Here is a 15,271-nt window from a genome sequence, read left to right as displayed (position 1 = left end):
GGCGCGGGGCGGCGCGGGGCGGCGCGGGGCGGCGCGGCGCGGCGCGGCGCGGGGTGGCGCGGGGTGGCGCGGGGTGGCGCGGGGTGGCGCGGCGCGGGGCGGCGCGAATGCGGTCAGGCTTCGGCTGGGCGGGGCAGGCAGTGGAGGACTCCGGCGGAGGCGACGGCCGCTGCCAGCAGGGACATGACGGTGGGGACGTCGCCGAGGGCGTACGCGGCGGCCACCGGAATCGCGAACCCGGCGGTCAGCAGCGGGGTGAAGCGCCAGGCCCGGATGCGCGGCGTGCGGGCCGGGGACGAGAACAGCAGGAACGCCGCGGACGAGACCGTCCAGATGCTCAGAGCAATGACCACCGCACCCATCATCGGAGCATCACATCAGAACGAGGACCGTGGTACGGCCCGGATGCGGATTTCAATCATCACGGGTGACCCGGCGGACCGCGGCCGGACGTGGAAAGGCCTCGCTCCGAGAGCCGGAGCGAGGCCTTTGGGGTGCAACGATCAGTTCATGCCGGGCGGGTCGGTGGCGCGGATGCCCCGCCACGGAGCGGTCTCGTAGGGTGCGAGGACCATCGCGCAGACGGGCTCGCCGTCGGAGACCACGCCGTGGACGACGTAGTCCGGGCCGTCGAACTCGTCCTCGTGGCCCTTGACGAGGTCACCGAGGCTGGCCTTGATCTGCTCGCGGACGAACGCCTCGCTGGTGCCCTCGTGCTCGACGAACAGGCCACCCTGCCCGTCGCGCCGCTGGACCCAGCCGATGCCGGCCCACGCCTCCTCGCCGGGCTGGCTGGCGTGCTGCTCGGCGTAGACGCAGTAGAGCTTGTCGCCCCACGCGCCGACCGGGACCGGCGCCTTGCCGCTCGGGTCGACGGCGGTGCCGGGCGGGATGACGCTGGAGAGCCGGACGAGGTTGTAGAAACCGCACTCCATGGTCACCAGCGCGTCGTGGAAAGCGGCCAGCGAGGTGGTGCCTCGCCCGATGGCACGGACGACGGGGATCTGGTCGAAGACGACGGAGTCAGCCATGGGTCTCCTTAGAGGCGGTAGCGAGGCTTGCGACCTCCTCGTTCGGCGACCCGCCCCGGGGCTTTAGCCGGTTACCGGGACGGCACCCACGTGCTCACCGGTCCGCACCTGACTCACGATTGATGGAGACGCGCGTCACGTGCTCGAGCCAGCGCTGGATCACCGCGATCTCGGCATCGTCGAAGCCGGCTGTGAGCTGCACGTTCAGGTCGTCGACCAGGTCCCGGGCGCGGGCCACGGCCTGGTGCCCGCGCGGGGTCAGGGCGAGCCGGACGGCACGGGCGTCGGCCGGGTCCGGCGAGCGCGTCACGTACCCGCCGCGTTCCAGACGGTTGACCAGGCCGCTCATTCCGGAGGGGGACGCGCCGAGGGCCGCGGTCACGTCGCCGATCAGGGCGTTCTCGTGCCCGGCGAGGTAGAAGAGCACGCCGGCGCCGGACGCGCCGATCCCGGTGTCGGAGGAACGGGCGTCGATCCAGCGCCGGACCGCGCGGTCGGCGTTGAAGAGCAGAAAGATCAGGCGAGGCAGGCGCACGCGGTCATCTTGACGCCTTCTCCGCGTGAGCGTGCAACCAGGCCAGCAGTTCCGGCCAGACCGTGTCCCGCACGGCGCGCCGGAACAGGCCGTGATGACCGATCATCGGGACCCCCGTGGCCGCCGGCGTGTAGGTGCGCCGCTCCACGTCCGCGCTGGTCAGATGGTCGGTGAGAGCGTCCATCTGGGTCGGGGTGGACCACGGGTCGTCCGAGGTGCCGACGGCCAGGACCGGGCCGGTCAGGGTGGCGGTTCGTTCGCGGGCACGCATCGAGGGGTCGTCGAAGAAGTAGTTGCCCCGGCGCGCCCAGCCGCCCCATTCCAGCATCGCGGCGACCGGCAGGTCCTCGCCGAGGCCCAGGCTCTTGGCCGGCACATAGCCCAGAAGGCGGCCCAGGGCAGGGCCGAGGACGTGCAGCATGATGCGCACCCGGATCCGCTCCAGGCGGCTCGGGATGGTGCGCAGTGCCGCGATGTGCGAGGCGACGATCACCGAGGCGGCCAGGTCCGTGCCGGCCGCACCGAGCGCGATCACGTGCCCACCGAGGCTGTGCCCGACGGCCATCCTGGGCAGGCCGGGGAATCGCTCGGCGGCCCACGCCGCGACGGCCGGGGCGTCGGCGCCGATCCAGTCGCGCATGCCGAGGTCACGGTGGTCACGCGGGGAGCCGGACCGGCCGGTGCCCCGGTAGTCGTAGGTGACGGTGGCGATCCCGTTCTCCGCCAGGTACGTGGCGAACGACGTGTAGAACCCCTGCGGGGTCGCGGTCGCGGGGTGCACGACCAGCACGGCACGCGCGGACTCCGGGGCGAACAGCGTGGCCGTGACGGCGCCGCCGGTCGCCACCGGGATCCGTACCGTCTCATTATTTCGCATGCGAAATAAGATAACATCTCCCGATGCCGATCTTGTGGTCCGCGATTCTGGCCGCGGTGGTCCTTCTCGGTCACCGTCTGGTCCCCGACGGGATCGGCCGACTGGGCAGCCTGATCGAGGCGTTCCTGCCCTGGACCGGGCTGTCCATCCCGGTCCTGCTCGTGCTGGCGATGCTGCGGCGGTCACCGCGCGGGCTCGCGGCCGTCCTGCTGCCGCTGGTCGCGTGGCTGATCACTTTCGGCGGCTACCTGCTGCCCCGCGACACCGGCATGCCGGACCTTACGGTGCTGCAGCACAACGTCAGCGACGAGAACCCGGACCCGGCGGGGACCGCCCACGCGCTGCTGGCGGCGCATCCGGACCTGGTCGGGCTGGAGGAGGTGCTGCCGGAAACGGCGCCCGTCTACGACGGTGTGCTCGCCGGTGAGCTCCCGTTCCACGCCGTACGGGGAACCGTGGGGTTGTGGTCGCGTTATCCGCTCGTGGAGGCGGAAGCCATCGACATCCGGCCGCATGACCCCGGCGCGGACTGGAATCGCGGCTTGCGGGCGGTCGCGCGGACCCCGGCCGGGGACCTCGCGGTGTACGTCGCGCACCTGCCGTCGGTGCGGATCGGGGTCACGGGCTTCGCCTCGGCGCGGCGGGACGAGAGCCGGCGCAAGCTCGATGCCCTGCTCGCCGCCGACCGGGCCGCGCGGCTGCTCGTCATCGGCGACCTCAACACCACCGTTCACGACCGCGGCCTGGACACCCTCACCCCGCTGCCGGAGGACTTCGCGTTCACCTGGCCGGCGTCGGCACCCGTTGCCCGGATCGACCAGGTGCTGGCCCGGTCGATGACGGTCACCCGATTGACGGCCCGGCCGCGGACCGGCAGCGATCATCTGCCGCTGGCCGCCGAGATCCGGCTGTCCTAGGCGGCGTCTCGTAGTGCGGCCGAGTGCCGCAGCCCTGGCCGCACTACGAAACGCCGCCTGGAAGACCGCGCGCCTCAGGTCCGCGCGGCGCCGTTCTCGTAGGCCCAGATGACCACGTTCACCCGGTCGCGGACGCCGATCTTGGCCAGGACCCGGCCGACGTGGGTCTTGACAGTGACTTCCGCGAGGTTCAACCGGCCGGCGATCTCCGCGTTGCTGGCACCGGCCACGATCAGGTCGAAGACCTCCCGCTCCCGGGCGGTGAACGTCTCCAGCAGGGCGGACGGGCGTGCCGGGCGCGGGGGCCGGGCGGTCACCAGGCGGTGGGTGGTCGACGGCGCGAGGACCGAGCCGCCGCGGTGCACGGTCCGGATCGCCGCGGTCAGTCCTTCGGCGGTGGTGTCCTTGAGCAGGTATCCACTGGCGCCGGCGGCCAGGATCCGGGTGGCGTACTCATCGTTGTCGTAGGTGGTCAGCGCGACGATCTTCGGCGGCTGCTCGCTGCCCTCGAGAATCGCCCGGGCCGCGGTGATGCCGTCGACGCGGGGCATCCGGATGTCCATCAGCACCACGTCGGGACGGAACTCGGCGGTCAGCCTCACCGCCTCGGCGCCGTCCGAGGCGGTCGCGACTACCCGCATGTCCGAGGCCGCGTCGACGACCAGGGCGAAGCCGGTCCGGACCAGGTCCTGGTCGTCGGCGATCAACACGTCGATCCGCCGCGGCTGATGCTGCTCGGCCATCACCCGGCCGGGTCGCTCGGTCATGAGACGGCCACGTCCAGCGGGGTGAGCGGCCAGCGGGTGACCACGCTGAAGGTCTCGCCGGCCGCTATCTCGCAGTCGCCGTTGAACAACGAGCACCGCTGCCGGATCCCGGACAGCCCACGACCCTCCCGGGGCACCTCGGCGCCCGGCGCGGCCGGCGGGCTCGTCACGGTGACCTCCAGCCGCGCCGGTGTCCACACCAGGCTGAGCCGCGCCCGCCGCTGCGTGGCGTGTTTGAGCACGTTGGTCAGCGACTCCTGGATCACCCGGTACACCGCCAGGTCCATGCCGGACGCCAGCGGTTGTTCCGGGCCGGACACGTCGAGCGTCACGTCCAGGCCGGCGGCGGAGACCCCGGCCAGCAGGTCGGGCAGCTCCCGCAGACCCCTGGCGAAGTCGCCCGGCGAGTCGCAGTCGATCGAGTTCAGCAGTCGTTTCACATCGTTGAGGGCCTCCCGTCCGATCTGCGCGATGCGGTCGAACAGGGGGCCGGCGACGACCGCGTCGGCGCGCGCGGCGACGCGGCCGCCCTCGGCCTGCGCGATCACCGAGGCCAGCGAGTGGGCGATGATGTCGTGCATCTCCTGGCTGATCCGGGTGCGTTCCTCGATGGTCGCGAGCCGGGCGCGCATCGCGCTGTCCTGCTCCGCGAGGCGGCGGCGGTGGTCGGCCTCGATCACGTCGGCCCGCTGCCGCCGTTGCATCAGGCCGGTCGACCAGGCGGCCAGGGTCGCCGCGACGATCAGCGCGGCGGGCAGGGTCGCGGCCGACAGCAGCCCGTCGTGCAGCGCCCGGGCGGTCACCATCAGGCTGCCGGCCACGCCGAGCAGCAGGCCGAGGTGCCGGGACCGGGCCGGGCCATACCCCGCGACGGCGTGCACGGCGACCAGGTCGACCAGGTCGCCGGGGAACGCGAAGCTGCCGGACTGGACGAGGTGGACGCCGGAGAGCACCGCGACCAGCGCGAGGAAGACCAGCGGAGCCGAGCGCCGGATCACCAGGACGACGGAGAGCAGGGCCGACCAGTACCACTCGGCGAGACCGGCCAGCCCGAACAGCAGGCACACCATGACCGCGGCGCCGGCGATCACGGTATCGACCAGCAGCGTTCTCCTGTCCCAGCTTCCCACGCTCTCAGAGTAGGGACCGCAAGCGCTCACGGCACCATCCGCACGCCAGGTCGATACCTTGGTATCGCTCGCCGCGATGCCCCGGAGGGATGTGGGCGGCCCGCCTCTTCCCTAACGTCGCAACGGTGACGATGCAGACGAAGAGCAGCTCCATGGTCAGTTGCCACCACCTGCGTAAACGGTACGGGACCGGGGATGCCGCGGTGGTTGCCGTCGACGGGGTGTCGACCTCCTTCGCGGCGGGTGAGTTCACCGCGATCATGGGTCCGTCGGGCTCCGGCAAGACCACGCTGATGCACCTGCTCGCCGGCCTGGACACGCCGACCGAGGGTGAGGTCAGCCTGGCCGGCACCTCGCTCACCGGGCTGGACGACCGCGCGCTCACCGACCTGCGCCGGGATCGTGTCGGCTTCATCTTCCAGGCGTTCAACCTGTTGCCGACCCTGACCGCCGAGCAGAACATCGTGCTGCCGCTGCGGCTGGCCGGCCGGCCCGTCGACCGTGGGCGGCTGCAACGCATCGCCGCGTCGCTGCAGATCGCCGACCGGCTCGGGCACCGGCCCGCGGAGCTGTCCGGTGGTCAGCAGCAGCGCGTCGCGGTGGCTCGTGCGCTGCTCACCGAGCCGTCGGTGGTGTTCGCGGACGAGCCGACCGGCGCGCTGGACATCGCCACCGGCCGGGCACTGCTCGCCGGCCTGCAGAACGCCGCACGCCAGTCCGGCCAGACGATCATCATGGTGACCCATGACGCCGCCGCCGCGACGTACGCCGATCGAGTTCTGATCATGGCCGACGGGCGGCTCTGGGAAGAGCTCCGGGCACCCCGGCTGGAGTCGATCATGTCCGTGATGGCCTCGGTGACGGTGCCGTCATGATCTTCGCACTGGCCTGGTCGCAGGTGCGGGCGCATCCCGGCCGGCTGCTCGCGATCGTCGCCGCGGTGGTCCTGGCCACCGGCTTCCTGGCTGCCACCGCGACCTTCGCGAGCACCTCGGACGAGGGCCTGCGGCTCACCGCCGCGGCCCCGTTGACCACCGCGGACATCGTGCTCGATGCCGGTGACACGGTGCACGATCCGCACTGGTACCGGGCAGCCGCCGGGGTGCCGGGCGTGCGCAGCGTCGATCCGCAGTACGCGCGGACGGTCAGCGTGTTCGGCGGTGCCCGGCGCGGGTCGGCCAACGTGCAGAGCATCCCGGCGACCCCGTCGGTGCGATGGTTCACCGTCGACGAGGGGACCTGGCCGACCGCGGCCGGGCAGGTCGTCGCCGACCGGCGCACCCTCACCGACCTGGGCGTCGGCGTCGGCGCCCGCCTCGACTTCCGGCAGGGCACGGGCGCTCCGGTGGCGGTGGTCGTGGTCGGCTCGGCCGATCTCGGCTTCCGCCCGCTGACCGGCTCGGACTACCGCTTCTACGCCGCTCCGTCCTTCTTCGCCGGTGACACCCCGCCGGCCGCGCTGCTGACCGTCACCGACCGGGACCGGTTGCCCGCGACGGTCGACGCGGTCGGCCGGGCCATGCCCGCGGGGGTGACCGCCACCGACGCCGTGGCGGCGTCCGACGCGGCCGCCTCCCGGTTCGCCGGCGGCAACACCCAGCTGGTGGTGCTGATGCTGGCCTTCGCCGCGGTGGCGCTGCTCGCCTCGATCCTGGTCATCGCGAACACCTTCCAGGTGATCGTCTCCCAGCGGATCCGTCAGGTGGCACTGCTGCGCCTGGTCGGCGGGCATCGCCGGCAGGTGAGCCGGGTGGTGCTGGCGGAGGCGGCGATCGCCGGGACGATCGGCGCGGTGCTCGGTGCGGTGGCCGGTGTCGGGCTCGGCTATCTCGGGGCCGGGCTGCTCGACATCAACGGCGGCGGCCTGGCGATCAACCCGATCGTGCTGGCGCTGTGTGTGCTCACCGGGGTGGGCGCCACTGTCGTCGCAGCCTGGGCGCCGGCCCGTCGCGCGACCCGGGTCGCACCCGTGCGCGCGCTGCAGGAGGTGGCCGAGGCTCTTCCCGCACCGGTCCGCGGCGGCCGCCGGCTGGTCGCCGGGCTGATCCTGCTCGTCCTGGCCGTCGGTGTGCTGGGGCTGGCCGCGGTCGGCACGTCGCTGCCGCTGGCGCTGGCCGGCGGGGTGCTGCTCGCCGCCGGATTGCTGATCGCGCTGCCGCTGGGCATCGCGCTGCTGCTGTCGCCGGCCGCGCGGGGCCTGGAACGGTTCGGGGTGGCGGCCGGCCTGGCCGGCAGCAACCTCCGGCAGAACGCCCGGCGGACAGCGTCGGCGACGATGGCCGTGGTCGTCGGCGCCGCGCTGATCACCGGGCTCGCCGTGGCGTCGGCCAGTGGGCGGGCCACGGTGGAGGCGGACCTGGAGGCGCGTTATCCGGTGGCGGCCGGCGTGCACACCGACGGCGCCGCGATCGACGCTCGCACGGTTCAGGCGATGGCCGGGATCACCGGCCTGACCACGGCCACGGTGGCGACCGCCACCGCGACGTTCCCGGCTGCCGGCAAGCCCACGCCGGCCCGGATCGCGGCGCTTCCCGCCGAGCTGGCGGGCCGGGTGGCGCCGGAGCTGAGCGTCTCCGGGGGCGACCCGGTACTACTGGTGCCCGGCGCCTACCTGACGGCCCGCGGTTTGAAGGACGGTGCGCCGCTCACGGTCAAGGCCGGCGGACGGGACCTCCGCTTCACCGCCCGTGGCTCGCGGCTGGCCGACACCACCGGGCAGCTGCTCGGGGTCACCTCCGGCGAGGTGCTGACCGCCGCCGGGGTCCGGACCGTGCCGACCGCGGTCTGGGGCACCGCGTCCAGCGGTTTCGACCGCGAGACCCTGGCCGGTGACGTCAACGCGGTGGCGGCCCGCGACGCCGCGGTGGAGGTCGGCGGCGGCGTCACCGAGGGCGGCGACATCATGAACGTCCTGTCCATCCTGCTCGGACTGTCGCTGGGCATGCTGGCGGTCACCGTGGTGATCGCGCTGCTCGGCATCGCCAACCTGCTCGGCCTGTCGGTGATCGAACGGGGCCGGGAGATGGCGCTGTTGCGGGCGCTCGGCACCCGCCGGGGCCGGCTTCGCGCGATGGTCGCCGTCGAGGCGGTCACAATCACGCTGGTCGGCACGGTGGCCGGCATCGTCATCGGGGTGCCGGTCGGGCTGGTCGGCGTGATCGCCGCGGTGGGCCGGCAGGCCGAGCCGGTGATCATGCTGGCCTGGCCACAGCTGGGGCTGGTGCTGGTGGCCGCCGTGGTCACCGGGGTGCTGGCCAGTCTGGCGCCGGCTCGGCGAGCCACGCGGATCGCCCCCGCGCAGGGGCTCGTGCGATAGCCGCGCCCCAGGGACGATCCGAGACGCCGGCCCGGGCGTCTCGGATCGTCCTGGTTGGCGGACCGATAAATCACTTACATACATGTATGCTTCGATAGAGCAGCAATTCGATAGCTTTAGTGCACTATCGAATCCTGTACGGCTACATTGCCCGGGGGAGGCATGGCGGACGTACTGGTGGTGGCCGAGGAGGCCTTGGTATCGATCGGCATCAAGATGATTCTGGAGACGATGGGTGGCTTCACCGTCGTCGCCGCGGACCGGGACAGCGCGCTCGCCGCGGCCGGCGAGCACCGGCCCGCGGTCGTCCTCCTGGACGCCCACGCGACGCTGCCGGAGACCGTGCCGTTGCTGACCCGGTTGCGTGACCTGGAGTCCGGGGCGGCGCTGGTGGTGCTGGCCACGCTCGCGGCGCCCAGCACCGTGCTGGAGTCGCTGCGTGGTGGCGCGTGCGGGTTCCTGCTCAGGGACAGTCAGCCGGAGCAACTGGTGGCGGCGGTTCGCGCGCTGGCGTCCGGGGTGACCGTGCTGGCGCCGGAGGCCTCGTCGATCATGCTGGGCGCTGCCTGCCGGGGCACACCGGCCGCCGACAGCGCGGTCGACGAGATCAAACAGCTCTCCGACCGCGAACAGGCCATCGTGGGGCTGGTCGGGCAGGGACTGACCAATGCGGAGATCGCCCGCCGCCTGTTCGTCAGCGACTCCACCGTCAAGGAGTACGTCAGCGTCATCCTGCGCAAACTGGGCGTGGCCAACCGGGTGCAGGCCGCCGTGCTGGCGTACGCCGCCGGCCTCACCACCGACGATCTGGACTGATCCGACGATCGGGCCTGACGCGACAACCGGGACCGGCCCGCGTCAGGCCGTGGCGGTCAGCCCGAACTCGGCGGCCAGCAGCTCGTAGGATCGGCGCCGGGCGTCCGCGCCGGGACAGTTCGTGGTGAGCATGACCTCGGCGACGTCGTACACCTTGCGCAGCCGCCGGATCTCGTCACCGACCGTCTCAGCCGTGCCGGAGATCTGCAGGTACGGCCGGCTCGCGCGCAGCTCCAGGTCCTCGGCGGTCAGCCGATAGCGCTGGGCGTCCGCCAGGTTCGGCACGCCGCCCCGGTAGTCGTCCTCCGGCCGGACCTGGGCCCGCCACCCGGTGGTGCACGACATCCAGAAGCCGGTGGCCAGTTCCTCGGCCTCGTCCGTCGTGCCGGCCGCGAGCACCCGCAGCGCCAGCATCGCCTGCGGCTCGTCGAGCCACGGCGAGGGCCGGAAGGCCTCGTGGTAGGCCGCGACGGCCTCCGGGCACTCGTCGGCCGCGATGAACTGCGCGAAGCAGAACGGAACGCCCAGCATCCCGGCGAGGCGGGCACTGCCCCGGCCGGAGCCGAGCAGCCACGGCATCGGCGGATCCTGCACCTGCGGCGTGACCGAGACCCGGCTGACCGTCCGCGTGTCGCCGAGAAACGCGAGCAGGCGGCCGACCTGCTCGGCGTACGCCTCCTCGGTGGCGATCGTGTACGGGTTGAGCAGTTCCGCCATCACCGCCGGGCCGCCCTTGCCACGCCCGAACCCGAGGTCGATCCGGCCCGGGTGCAGTGCGGCCATCACCCGGAAGGTCTCCGCGACCTTGAGCGGGCTGTAGTACGGCAGCAGCACTCCCCCGGGACCGACCCGGATCCGTTCGGTGGCTCCGGCGACCGCCGCCACCAGCACCTCCGGCGCCGCACACGCGTTGGCGGCGCTGCCGTGATGCTCGGCGATCCAGAACCGGTGGTAGCCCAGCGATTCGGCGGCGCGGGCCAGCCCGACGGCCTCGCGGACCGCCGCGGCGGGGTCGTCGCCGCGGAACACGGGCACCTGGTCCAGGACACTGAGCATGGCGGACACCTCGATTTCAGGTCAGCGGTTGCTGGGTGGTGAACTCGCGACAGGCCGGGTCCTGCTCTGCCACAGGTCTCAGCCGTGCTCGCCCCGCGGCGGTTCCAGCCAGGCCACCGCGGGAACGTCGGCGGGCGCGGCCAGCCGGAGCAGACTCAGGCCGGCGCCCGCGGCGCCGAGCATCAGGCCGGGCATCCGGATGCCGTTGCCCAGCCCGCAGCGCAGGCCGGTCCCGGCGATGTCCCGCACGACCGCGCCGGCCCGGTCGTCGTGGCCGCCCGCGCCGGGCCACGCGCGGTCGGCCAGGTCGAGCAGGGCCAGAGCGCCGAAGTCGCCGTGGCACAGGCTGTGGTTGTGACCGAAGCCGTGCCGCCGGACCAGCGCCACCGCGGCGCGAGCCTCGGCGGCGAGCCGCTCGTCGGGCCGGATGCGGTGGATCAGCAGCCGGGACAGGCCGATGCCGGCGGCGCCGTGACACCAGAGCGCCGGGTACGCCTCGGTGCCGGCCATCTCGGGCCGCAGGTCGCGCCAGGCGCCGTCGGCGGGAACGTACAACCGCCGGTCGAAGCCGACCGCCCGGTCGGCCAGCTCGCGCAGGTCCCGGTCGCCGAACTCGCTCGCGAGCTCGTACAGTGCCCAGGCCGTTCCGGCCGAGCCGTGCGAGAACCCGCCGAGCATCACGCCGGTCCGGGTGGCGTACCAGCCGGCAGTGCCCTCGACGTCGACGGCCGTGCCGGACAGGCGTTCCCCGCAGATCGCGGCGACCTCGAGGTAACCGGCCATGCCGTGCCGCCGGTACAGCGACAGCGCGACGATCGCACAGCCGGCCAGGCCCGCGATCAGGTCCGGGCACTCCTCCCGGGTGGCGCACTCCCGCAACCAGGGCAGCGCGGCGTCGACGTCCTCCAGCAGCGACGTGTCGCCGGTGGCGTGTGCGACGTGATCCAGCGTGTAGAGCAGACCGGCCATCCCGCTGTAGGCGCCGACCGTCTCGACGATCCGGTGCTCGGCCAGGTACCGCAGATAGCCGGAGACCAGCTTGGCCGTACGCCGGGTCAGGTCGAGGTAGCGCTCGTCGCCGAGGGTGCGGGCGGCGTAGGCGTACGTCAGCGCCATTCCCGCGATGCCGTCGTACAGGCCGGTCGCCATCGGCTTGTAGCTGAACGTCTCCTGGTCCAGGCCCTCGATGCTCACGCCGATCCAGCCGGCGTCGTCCGCGCCGAGGATCGCCTCGTCGGCGAGTTCCCGTACGAGCCGGTCGCCGAGCTCGGCGGCCTCGCGGCGGTCGAGGCCGCCACGCCGATCGGAGGGTCGCTCCGGGGTGCCGGTGATCGGGCCGGGCGCGGGCATCGTCCCCATCGACTCGCGGATGATCCGAACCTGCGCGGCCCGATGCACCGGCCCGAACTGCCGCAGACGGCCGGCCAGCACCTCGATGCCGGGCGCGTCGAAGAACTCCGCCGCCACCGGGGCCGCCGCGGTGCGGATGTCCCGCGCGCCGGCCAGCGCGCGGAAGCACGGGATGTCCCCGGCCAGCAGCTGGCGTTTCTCCGACTCGATGATGGGGATCAGATCGGGACGGGCGCCCGCGGCGGTCCACAGCTTGTCGAGCAGCCGGTCACGGTCACGCGCGTCGCGCAGATAGTCCGGGTGGTAACTCTCGGTCAGGAACATGCTGTACCGGCGGGTGGGGCGGGGCAGGTAGCGCACCTCGACACCGCCGAAGCCGGCCAGCAGGTCGTCGAAGGTCTGACGGTGCCGGACGATCAGGTCGTACACCTCGGTGAAGCCGGCCACCACCGCCTCGGTGTGTTCCTCCGGCCGTACTTGGGCGCCGGCCAGCACCGGACGGTTCTGCGCGCCGAGCATGGTCGCGTCCACGGCCTCGATCCGCGCCACATCGGTGAACGGCTCGACGACCATCGGCACCGGCCGGGGTGCGGTCTGCGCCTCGCCACCGCCGATCGCGCTGACGTCGACGCTCTTGCGCTCCCGGCCGCCGAACGCCCGGGCGGGCAGGATCCCGATCGCCAGCACGCTCTGGTTGAGCAGGTCGAGCGCCCGGTGGTAGGCATCCTTCGCGTCGCCGGCCGGGACCCCGGGCTGCAGCAGCGTCTCCAGGTCGATGGGCATGCAGGAGGAGCCGGCCGCGATGACGTTCTCCATGTGCACGTCGACGGCGCCCAGCAGCAGGGTGGTGGCCAGGACCGCGCCGGTACGCCGGTAGAAGCGCTCCAGGTCGGCCCGGTCGGCGCACGGCTCGTGCCGGACGAACTCGCACCAGCCGTAGGAGCCGCGGTCCAGCACGTCCACCGCGGTGAGCGGCAGGCTCGGGCCCAGGCGGTTCAGGGTCGCCACCGTCTCGGCGTACGAGCGTTCCGGGCCCACCGGCCGCGGTTTGTACACCAGCCGGGCGCCGGACGCGAAGGTCAGGATCGCGACCGCGCGACCGCTGTTGTGCGGGTCGCCGAGGTCGGGCCGGAGCTCGGTGACCGCGCCCGCATCGGCCGGTAGCAGGCCGGCGCCGTGCAGGGCGGCCCGGTCGGCGTCCAGCCGCTGGAACAGCTCGGCCATCGCCGACGCCCATCGGCGGCCGCATTCCACCATGGCCCGGCCGAGCACCGGGTACTCGCCGAACAGCGAGCGCAGATAGTCAGGGTCGGTCAGCAGGACGCGGTCGTAGTACTCGTAGCGCTGCTCGGGGGTGTCCCCGGTCAGGCGGCCGTGCACCCGGGCGACGTTGAGCTCCAGCAGCAAGGTGCGGGTGGCCACCGTGAGCAGCCGGTTCGCCAGGCTCTCCAGCAGGGACACCCGCACGGCGCCGGATGTCCGCGGCAGCCGCGGCTCGTAGTGGGCGAGGAACCTCTCGATCAGCCCGGCGAACGGCAGCCGATCGAAGCCCTGCGCCCAGAGTTTGGCCGACCGGGCGAGTCCGGTGACCGCGCCGGTGCCGGTGGTCAGGATCGCTGCCAGTTCGCCGGCCCAGTCGAGGGCCGCGCTGTCGGCGTCGTACCCGCCGTCGGCGAGCAACCGGCCGAATTCGGCCCTGGTCAGACCGAGCTCACGCAGGCGGATGTCCAGGACCGGATCGTCCAGGAACGCGGACTCGCGCCACGACTCGATCCGCTCCCGCTCCAGCACGGGGTCGCCACCGGGACCGGCGGAACGCTCGTGCAGGTACGCGCTGGCCGGGGAGGCGGCGATCGCAAACGATGACATGCGGGCTCCTGCCGGGAGAAGGTGCCGGGACCGGGGGCGAACCCCGGTCCCGGCAGTACGATCGACCGTCGCTCAGCAGGCGCAGACCAGCGTGCCGCACTCGATGGTCAGGGTGCAGACCCAGCCGCTGCTGGCCGCGTAGATGGTGCGGTCCTCGCGCAGGTCCTCGAAGCTCAGCTCGCCGAAGCCGAGGCCGGCCGGGTGAGCGGTGAGGTCCTCCCGGAGGTCGGTGTTCTTCCAGGTCGTTTCCACGGTGATGGCCGACATGATGTCTCCTTCTGCGGGAACTCCGGACAGCTAAGCCGGAAGTACTTCGGGACGAATCCGCGGCCACGGCGCCATGGCCACGAAGGGTTCCGCCGAGTACCGCGGAGGTATTCGTTGCGGTATCGACGAGAGCCATTGGAGCAACCCTGATCGGTGAATGCCTACCCGCGCATCGGGCACCGGACGGATACGGTCGGCAGCCGCCCGGCGGAAGGATGTCGGGAACTACCCGCAGATCGGCGGGTTGACAACGAGAGTGAGCCGCTGAGCTGGGAAGACAGGCGACATGGCGTCCAACTGTGACAGCTGGGGAACGGCCGCTCGGACACCATTCGAGGACGGTTCCCGGCCGCGCTCAGGAACCTCTCGCGGCGCCATGATCGCGCCTGACGGAAACGGGGCAGGCTCACCACTGCCGACCGGCTGAGCGCCCACTCATGGGGCGTCCGTCGAGAAGGGCGGCTTACGCGGCGTCCCTCTCGAGGGTGTCCGCGAATTCCCGCCACTCACGCGAACAATGGCGGGCGATCCTGGCCAGCACTTGCGTGGAATGAGCGGGAATGGCGTCGACGAGACCTTTCCATTCGCCGTCCTGGACAGCGTGGGTAATCAACCAGCGCAGTAGATCACGCCCGGATTCACTGAATCGCAACGACGGGTCGCTCGCCAATCCTTGGACCAGTGACCGCAGCGGCGGAGAATCGCTCCCCGGCCGGGGACGCCGCGTCACCGGGATCGGGCTCTCGCCGCGGTGCAGCCGATCACGTACGTCGCGGGCGGTCGACGGGGAGACGCCGGCGTGCCGGGCGATCTCCCGCAGCGACGCCCCCGGCCGGCCCTGGAGGTAGTCGACCGCCTTCAGCCGGCCGGTGGTGCTGTCCACCGGCCGGACGCGGCCGCCCCTGCCGACCCGGGAACCAGCACCCGCCCGGTCGGCGCCGGAGGCCGCGCGCCGCCGGCGGATGCTGCCGACGGTCCGCGCGCCGAGCCCGCTGGACGCCGCGATCGCCCGGTCCGACCAGTCCGGATGCATGGCGACGATGCGCTCCGCGGCCCGGGTGCGCTCGGTGGCGGACAGTGGCAGCCCGTGCGCCACGTTGGCCTTGACGCTCAACACATAGGCTTCCTGCTCGGTGCCGTCGAACAGCACCGCCTTGATCCGCTCGTCGCCGCGCAGGCGGGCCGCGCTCAGCCGGTGCACGCCGTCGATGACCCGCATGGTCGCCCGGTGCACGATGATCGGTGGCAGTTCCGTGCCGATGCCGGCCAGCGCTTCGGTGTGCCGGCGGTCCTCACCGTTCAGTCGCGGGGAATCCACCACCCGCACCGCATCGATCGAT

The 15,271-nt window shown here is 72.6% G+C and carries 14 protein-coding genes; 4 read left to right on the top strand and 10 right to left on the bottom strand.

Annotation, left to right across the window (positions count from 1 at the left end):
• Positions 1-113: 113 nt before the first annotated feature.
• The 4 genes from Acy02nite_RS07470 to Acy02nite_RS07455 all read right to left on the bottom strand — a co-directional run bounded on the left by Acy02nite_RS07470 (position 114) and on the right by Acy02nite_RS07455 (position 2,443).
• The gene (locus Acy02nite_RS07470) at positions 114-353 is read right to left on the bottom strand and encodes a hypothetical protein (RefSeq protein WP_203739079.1); all 240 of its coding nucleotides are present in this window, start codon (positions 351-353) and stop codon (positions 114-116) included.
• Between the two features lie 150 nt (positions 354-503).
• Entirely contained in the window at positions 504-1,031 is a 528-nt protein-coding gene (locus Acy02nite_RS07465; protein WP_203739078.1) for a pyruvoyl-dependent arginine decarboxylase, read from the bottom strand.
• Positions 1,032-1,125: 94 nt separating this feature from the next.
• Positions 1,126-1,566 (bottom strand): MarR family winged helix-turn-helix transcriptional regulator, encoded by a 441-nt coding sequence (locus tag Acy02nite_RS07460; protein WP_203739077.1) that lies wholly within the window; start codon positions 1,564-1,566, stop codon positions 1,126-1,128.
• Between the two features lie 4 nt (positions 1,567-1,570).
• Positions 1,571-2,443 (bottom strand): alpha/beta hydrolase family protein, encoded by an 873-nt coding sequence (locus Acy02nite_RS07455; RefSeq protein ID WP_203739076.1) that lies wholly within the window; start codon positions 2,441-2,443, stop codon positions 1,571-1,573.
• 23 nt (positions 2,444-2,466) lie between these two features.
• Here Acy02nite_RS07455 and Acy02nite_RS07450 point away from each other — a divergent pair, with 23 nt between their 5' ends.
• A complete protein-coding gene (locus Acy02nite_RS07450) occupies positions 2,467-3,360 on the top strand; it encodes an endonuclease/exonuclease/phosphatase family protein (RefSeq protein WP_203739075.1) in 894 nt (297 codons plus the stop codon).
• A 74-nt stretch (positions 3,361-3,434) separates the two neighbouring features.
• On the opposite strand, the gene Acy02nite_RS07445 is transcribed toward Acy02nite_RS07450, so the two are convergent.
• The gene (locus Acy02nite_RS07445) at positions 3,435-4,127 is read right to left on the bottom strand and encodes a response regulator (RefSeq protein WP_239174397.1); all 693 of its coding nucleotides are present in this window, start codon (positions 4,125-4,127) and stop codon (positions 3,435-3,437) included.
• Positions 4,124-5,257, bottom strand: coding sequence for a sensor histidine kinase (locus Acy02nite_RS07440; protein ID WP_239174395.1), 1,134 nt, complete (start codon positions 5,255-5,257; stop codon positions 4,124-4,126). The genes Acy02nite_RS07445 and Acy02nite_RS07440 overlap by 4 nt, the downstream gene beginning before the upstream one ends.
• 125 nt (positions 5,258-5,382) lie before the next feature.
• Between Acy02nite_RS07440 and Acy02nite_RS07435 the strand changes: the two genes are divergently transcribed.
• From Acy02nite_RS07435 to Acy02nite_RS07425, 3 genes are all read left to right on the top strand, one after another.
• Complete coding sequence (locus tag Acy02nite_RS07435; RefSeq protein WP_203739074.1) at positions 5,383-6,132, top strand: ABC transporter ATP-binding protein; 750 nt, start codon at positions 5,383-5,385, stop codon at positions 6,130-6,132.
• Positions 6,129-8,573 (top strand): FtsX-like permease family protein, encoded by a 2,445-nt coding sequence (locus tag Acy02nite_RS07430; protein ID WP_203739073.1) that lies wholly within the window; start codon positions 6,129-6,131, stop codon positions 8,571-8,573. The genes Acy02nite_RS07435 and Acy02nite_RS07430 overlap by 4 nt, the downstream gene beginning before the upstream one ends.
• Before the next feature lie 162 nt (positions 8,574-8,735).
• Complete coding sequence (locus tag Acy02nite_RS07425; protein ID WP_203739072.1) at positions 8,736-9,389, top strand: LuxR C-terminal-related transcriptional regulator; 654 nt, start codon at positions 8,736-8,738, stop codon at positions 9,387-9,389.
• 42 nt (positions 9,390-9,431) lie between these two features.
• On the opposite strand, the gene Acy02nite_RS07420 is transcribed toward Acy02nite_RS07425, so the two are convergent.
• The 4 genes from Acy02nite_RS07420 to Acy02nite_RS07405 all read right to left on the bottom strand — a co-directional run bounded on the left by Acy02nite_RS07420 (position 9,432) and on the right by Acy02nite_RS07405 (position 15,249).
• Positions 9,432-10,445, bottom strand: a complete 1,014-nt coding sequence (locus Acy02nite_RS07420) for an LLM class flavin-dependent oxidoreductase (protein ID WP_203739071.1) — start codon at positions 10,443-10,445, stop codon at positions 9,432-9,434.
• Positions 10,446-10,523: 78 nt separating this feature from the next.
• Positions 10,524-13,664: a type 2 lanthipeptide synthetase LanM family protein gene (locus tag Acy02nite_RS07415; protein WP_203739070.1), complete on the bottom strand. Its 3,141-nt coding sequence runs from the start codon at positions 13,662-13,664 to the stop codon at positions 10,524-10,526.
• A 72-nt stretch (positions 13,665-13,736) separates the two neighbouring features.
• Complete coding sequence (locus Acy02nite_RS07410) at positions 13,737-13,931, bottom strand: hypothetical protein (protein ID WP_203739069.1); 195 nt, start codon at positions 13,929-13,931, stop codon at positions 13,737-13,739.
• Positions 13,932-14,394: 463 nt separating this feature from the next.
• Positions 14,395-15,249 (bottom strand): ParB/RepB/Spo0J family partition protein, encoded by an 855-nt coding sequence (locus Acy02nite_RS07405; RefSeq protein WP_203739068.1) that lies wholly within the window; start codon positions 15,247-15,249, stop codon positions 14,395-14,397.
• Between the last annotated feature and the right edge of the window lie 22 nt (positions 15,250-15,271).

The organism is Actinoplanes cyaneus (assembly GCF_016862095.1).
GTDB lineage: Bacteria > Actinomycetota > Actinomycetes > Mycobacteriales > Micromonosporaceae > Actinoplanes > Actinoplanes cyaneus.
Note: the sequence above shows the minus strand (reverse complement) of the source record. Positions and strands in the feature narration are given on the sequence as shown.

Excerpts from the sequence above, each read along its gene's own strand:
- Acy02nite_RS07465 (WP_203739078.1), bottom strand. The coding sequence starts at position 1,031 with ATGGCTGACTCCGTCGTCTTCGACCAGATCCCCGTCGTCCGTGCCATC.
- Acy02nite_RS07455 (WP_203739076.1), bottom strand. The coding sequence starts at position 2,443 with ATGCGAAATAATGAGACGGTACGGATCCCGGTGGCGACCGGCGGCGCC.
- Acy02nite_RS07450 (WP_203739075.1), top strand. The coding sequence starts at position 2,467 with ATGCCGATCTTGTGGTCCGCGATTCTGGCCGCGGTGGTCCTTCTCGGT.
- Acy02nite_RS07445 (WP_239174397.1), bottom strand. The coding sequence starts at position 4,127 with ATGACCGAGCGACCCGGCCGGGTGATGGCCGAGCAGCATCAGCCGCGG.
- Acy02nite_RS07430 (WP_203739073.1), top strand. The coding sequence starts at position 6,129 with ATGATCTTCGCACTGGCCTGGTCGCAGGTGCGGGCGCATCCCGGCCGG.
- Acy02nite_RS07425 (WP_203739072.1), top strand. The coding sequence starts at position 8,736 with ATGGCGGACGTACTGGTGGTGGCCGAGGAGGCCTTGGTATCGATCGGC.
- Acy02nite_RS07420 (WP_203739071.1), bottom strand. The coding sequence starts at position 10,445 with ATGCTCAGTGTCCTGGACCAGGTGCCCGTGTTCCGCGGCGACGACCCC.
- Acy02nite_RS07415 (WP_203739070.1), bottom strand. The coding sequence starts at position 13,664 with ATGTCATCGTTTGCGATCGCCGCCTCCCCGGCCAGCGCGTACCTGCAC.
- Acy02nite_RS07410 (WP_203739069.1), bottom strand. The coding sequence starts at position 13,931 with ATGTCGGCCATCACCGTGGAAACGACCTGGAAGAACACCGACCTCCGG.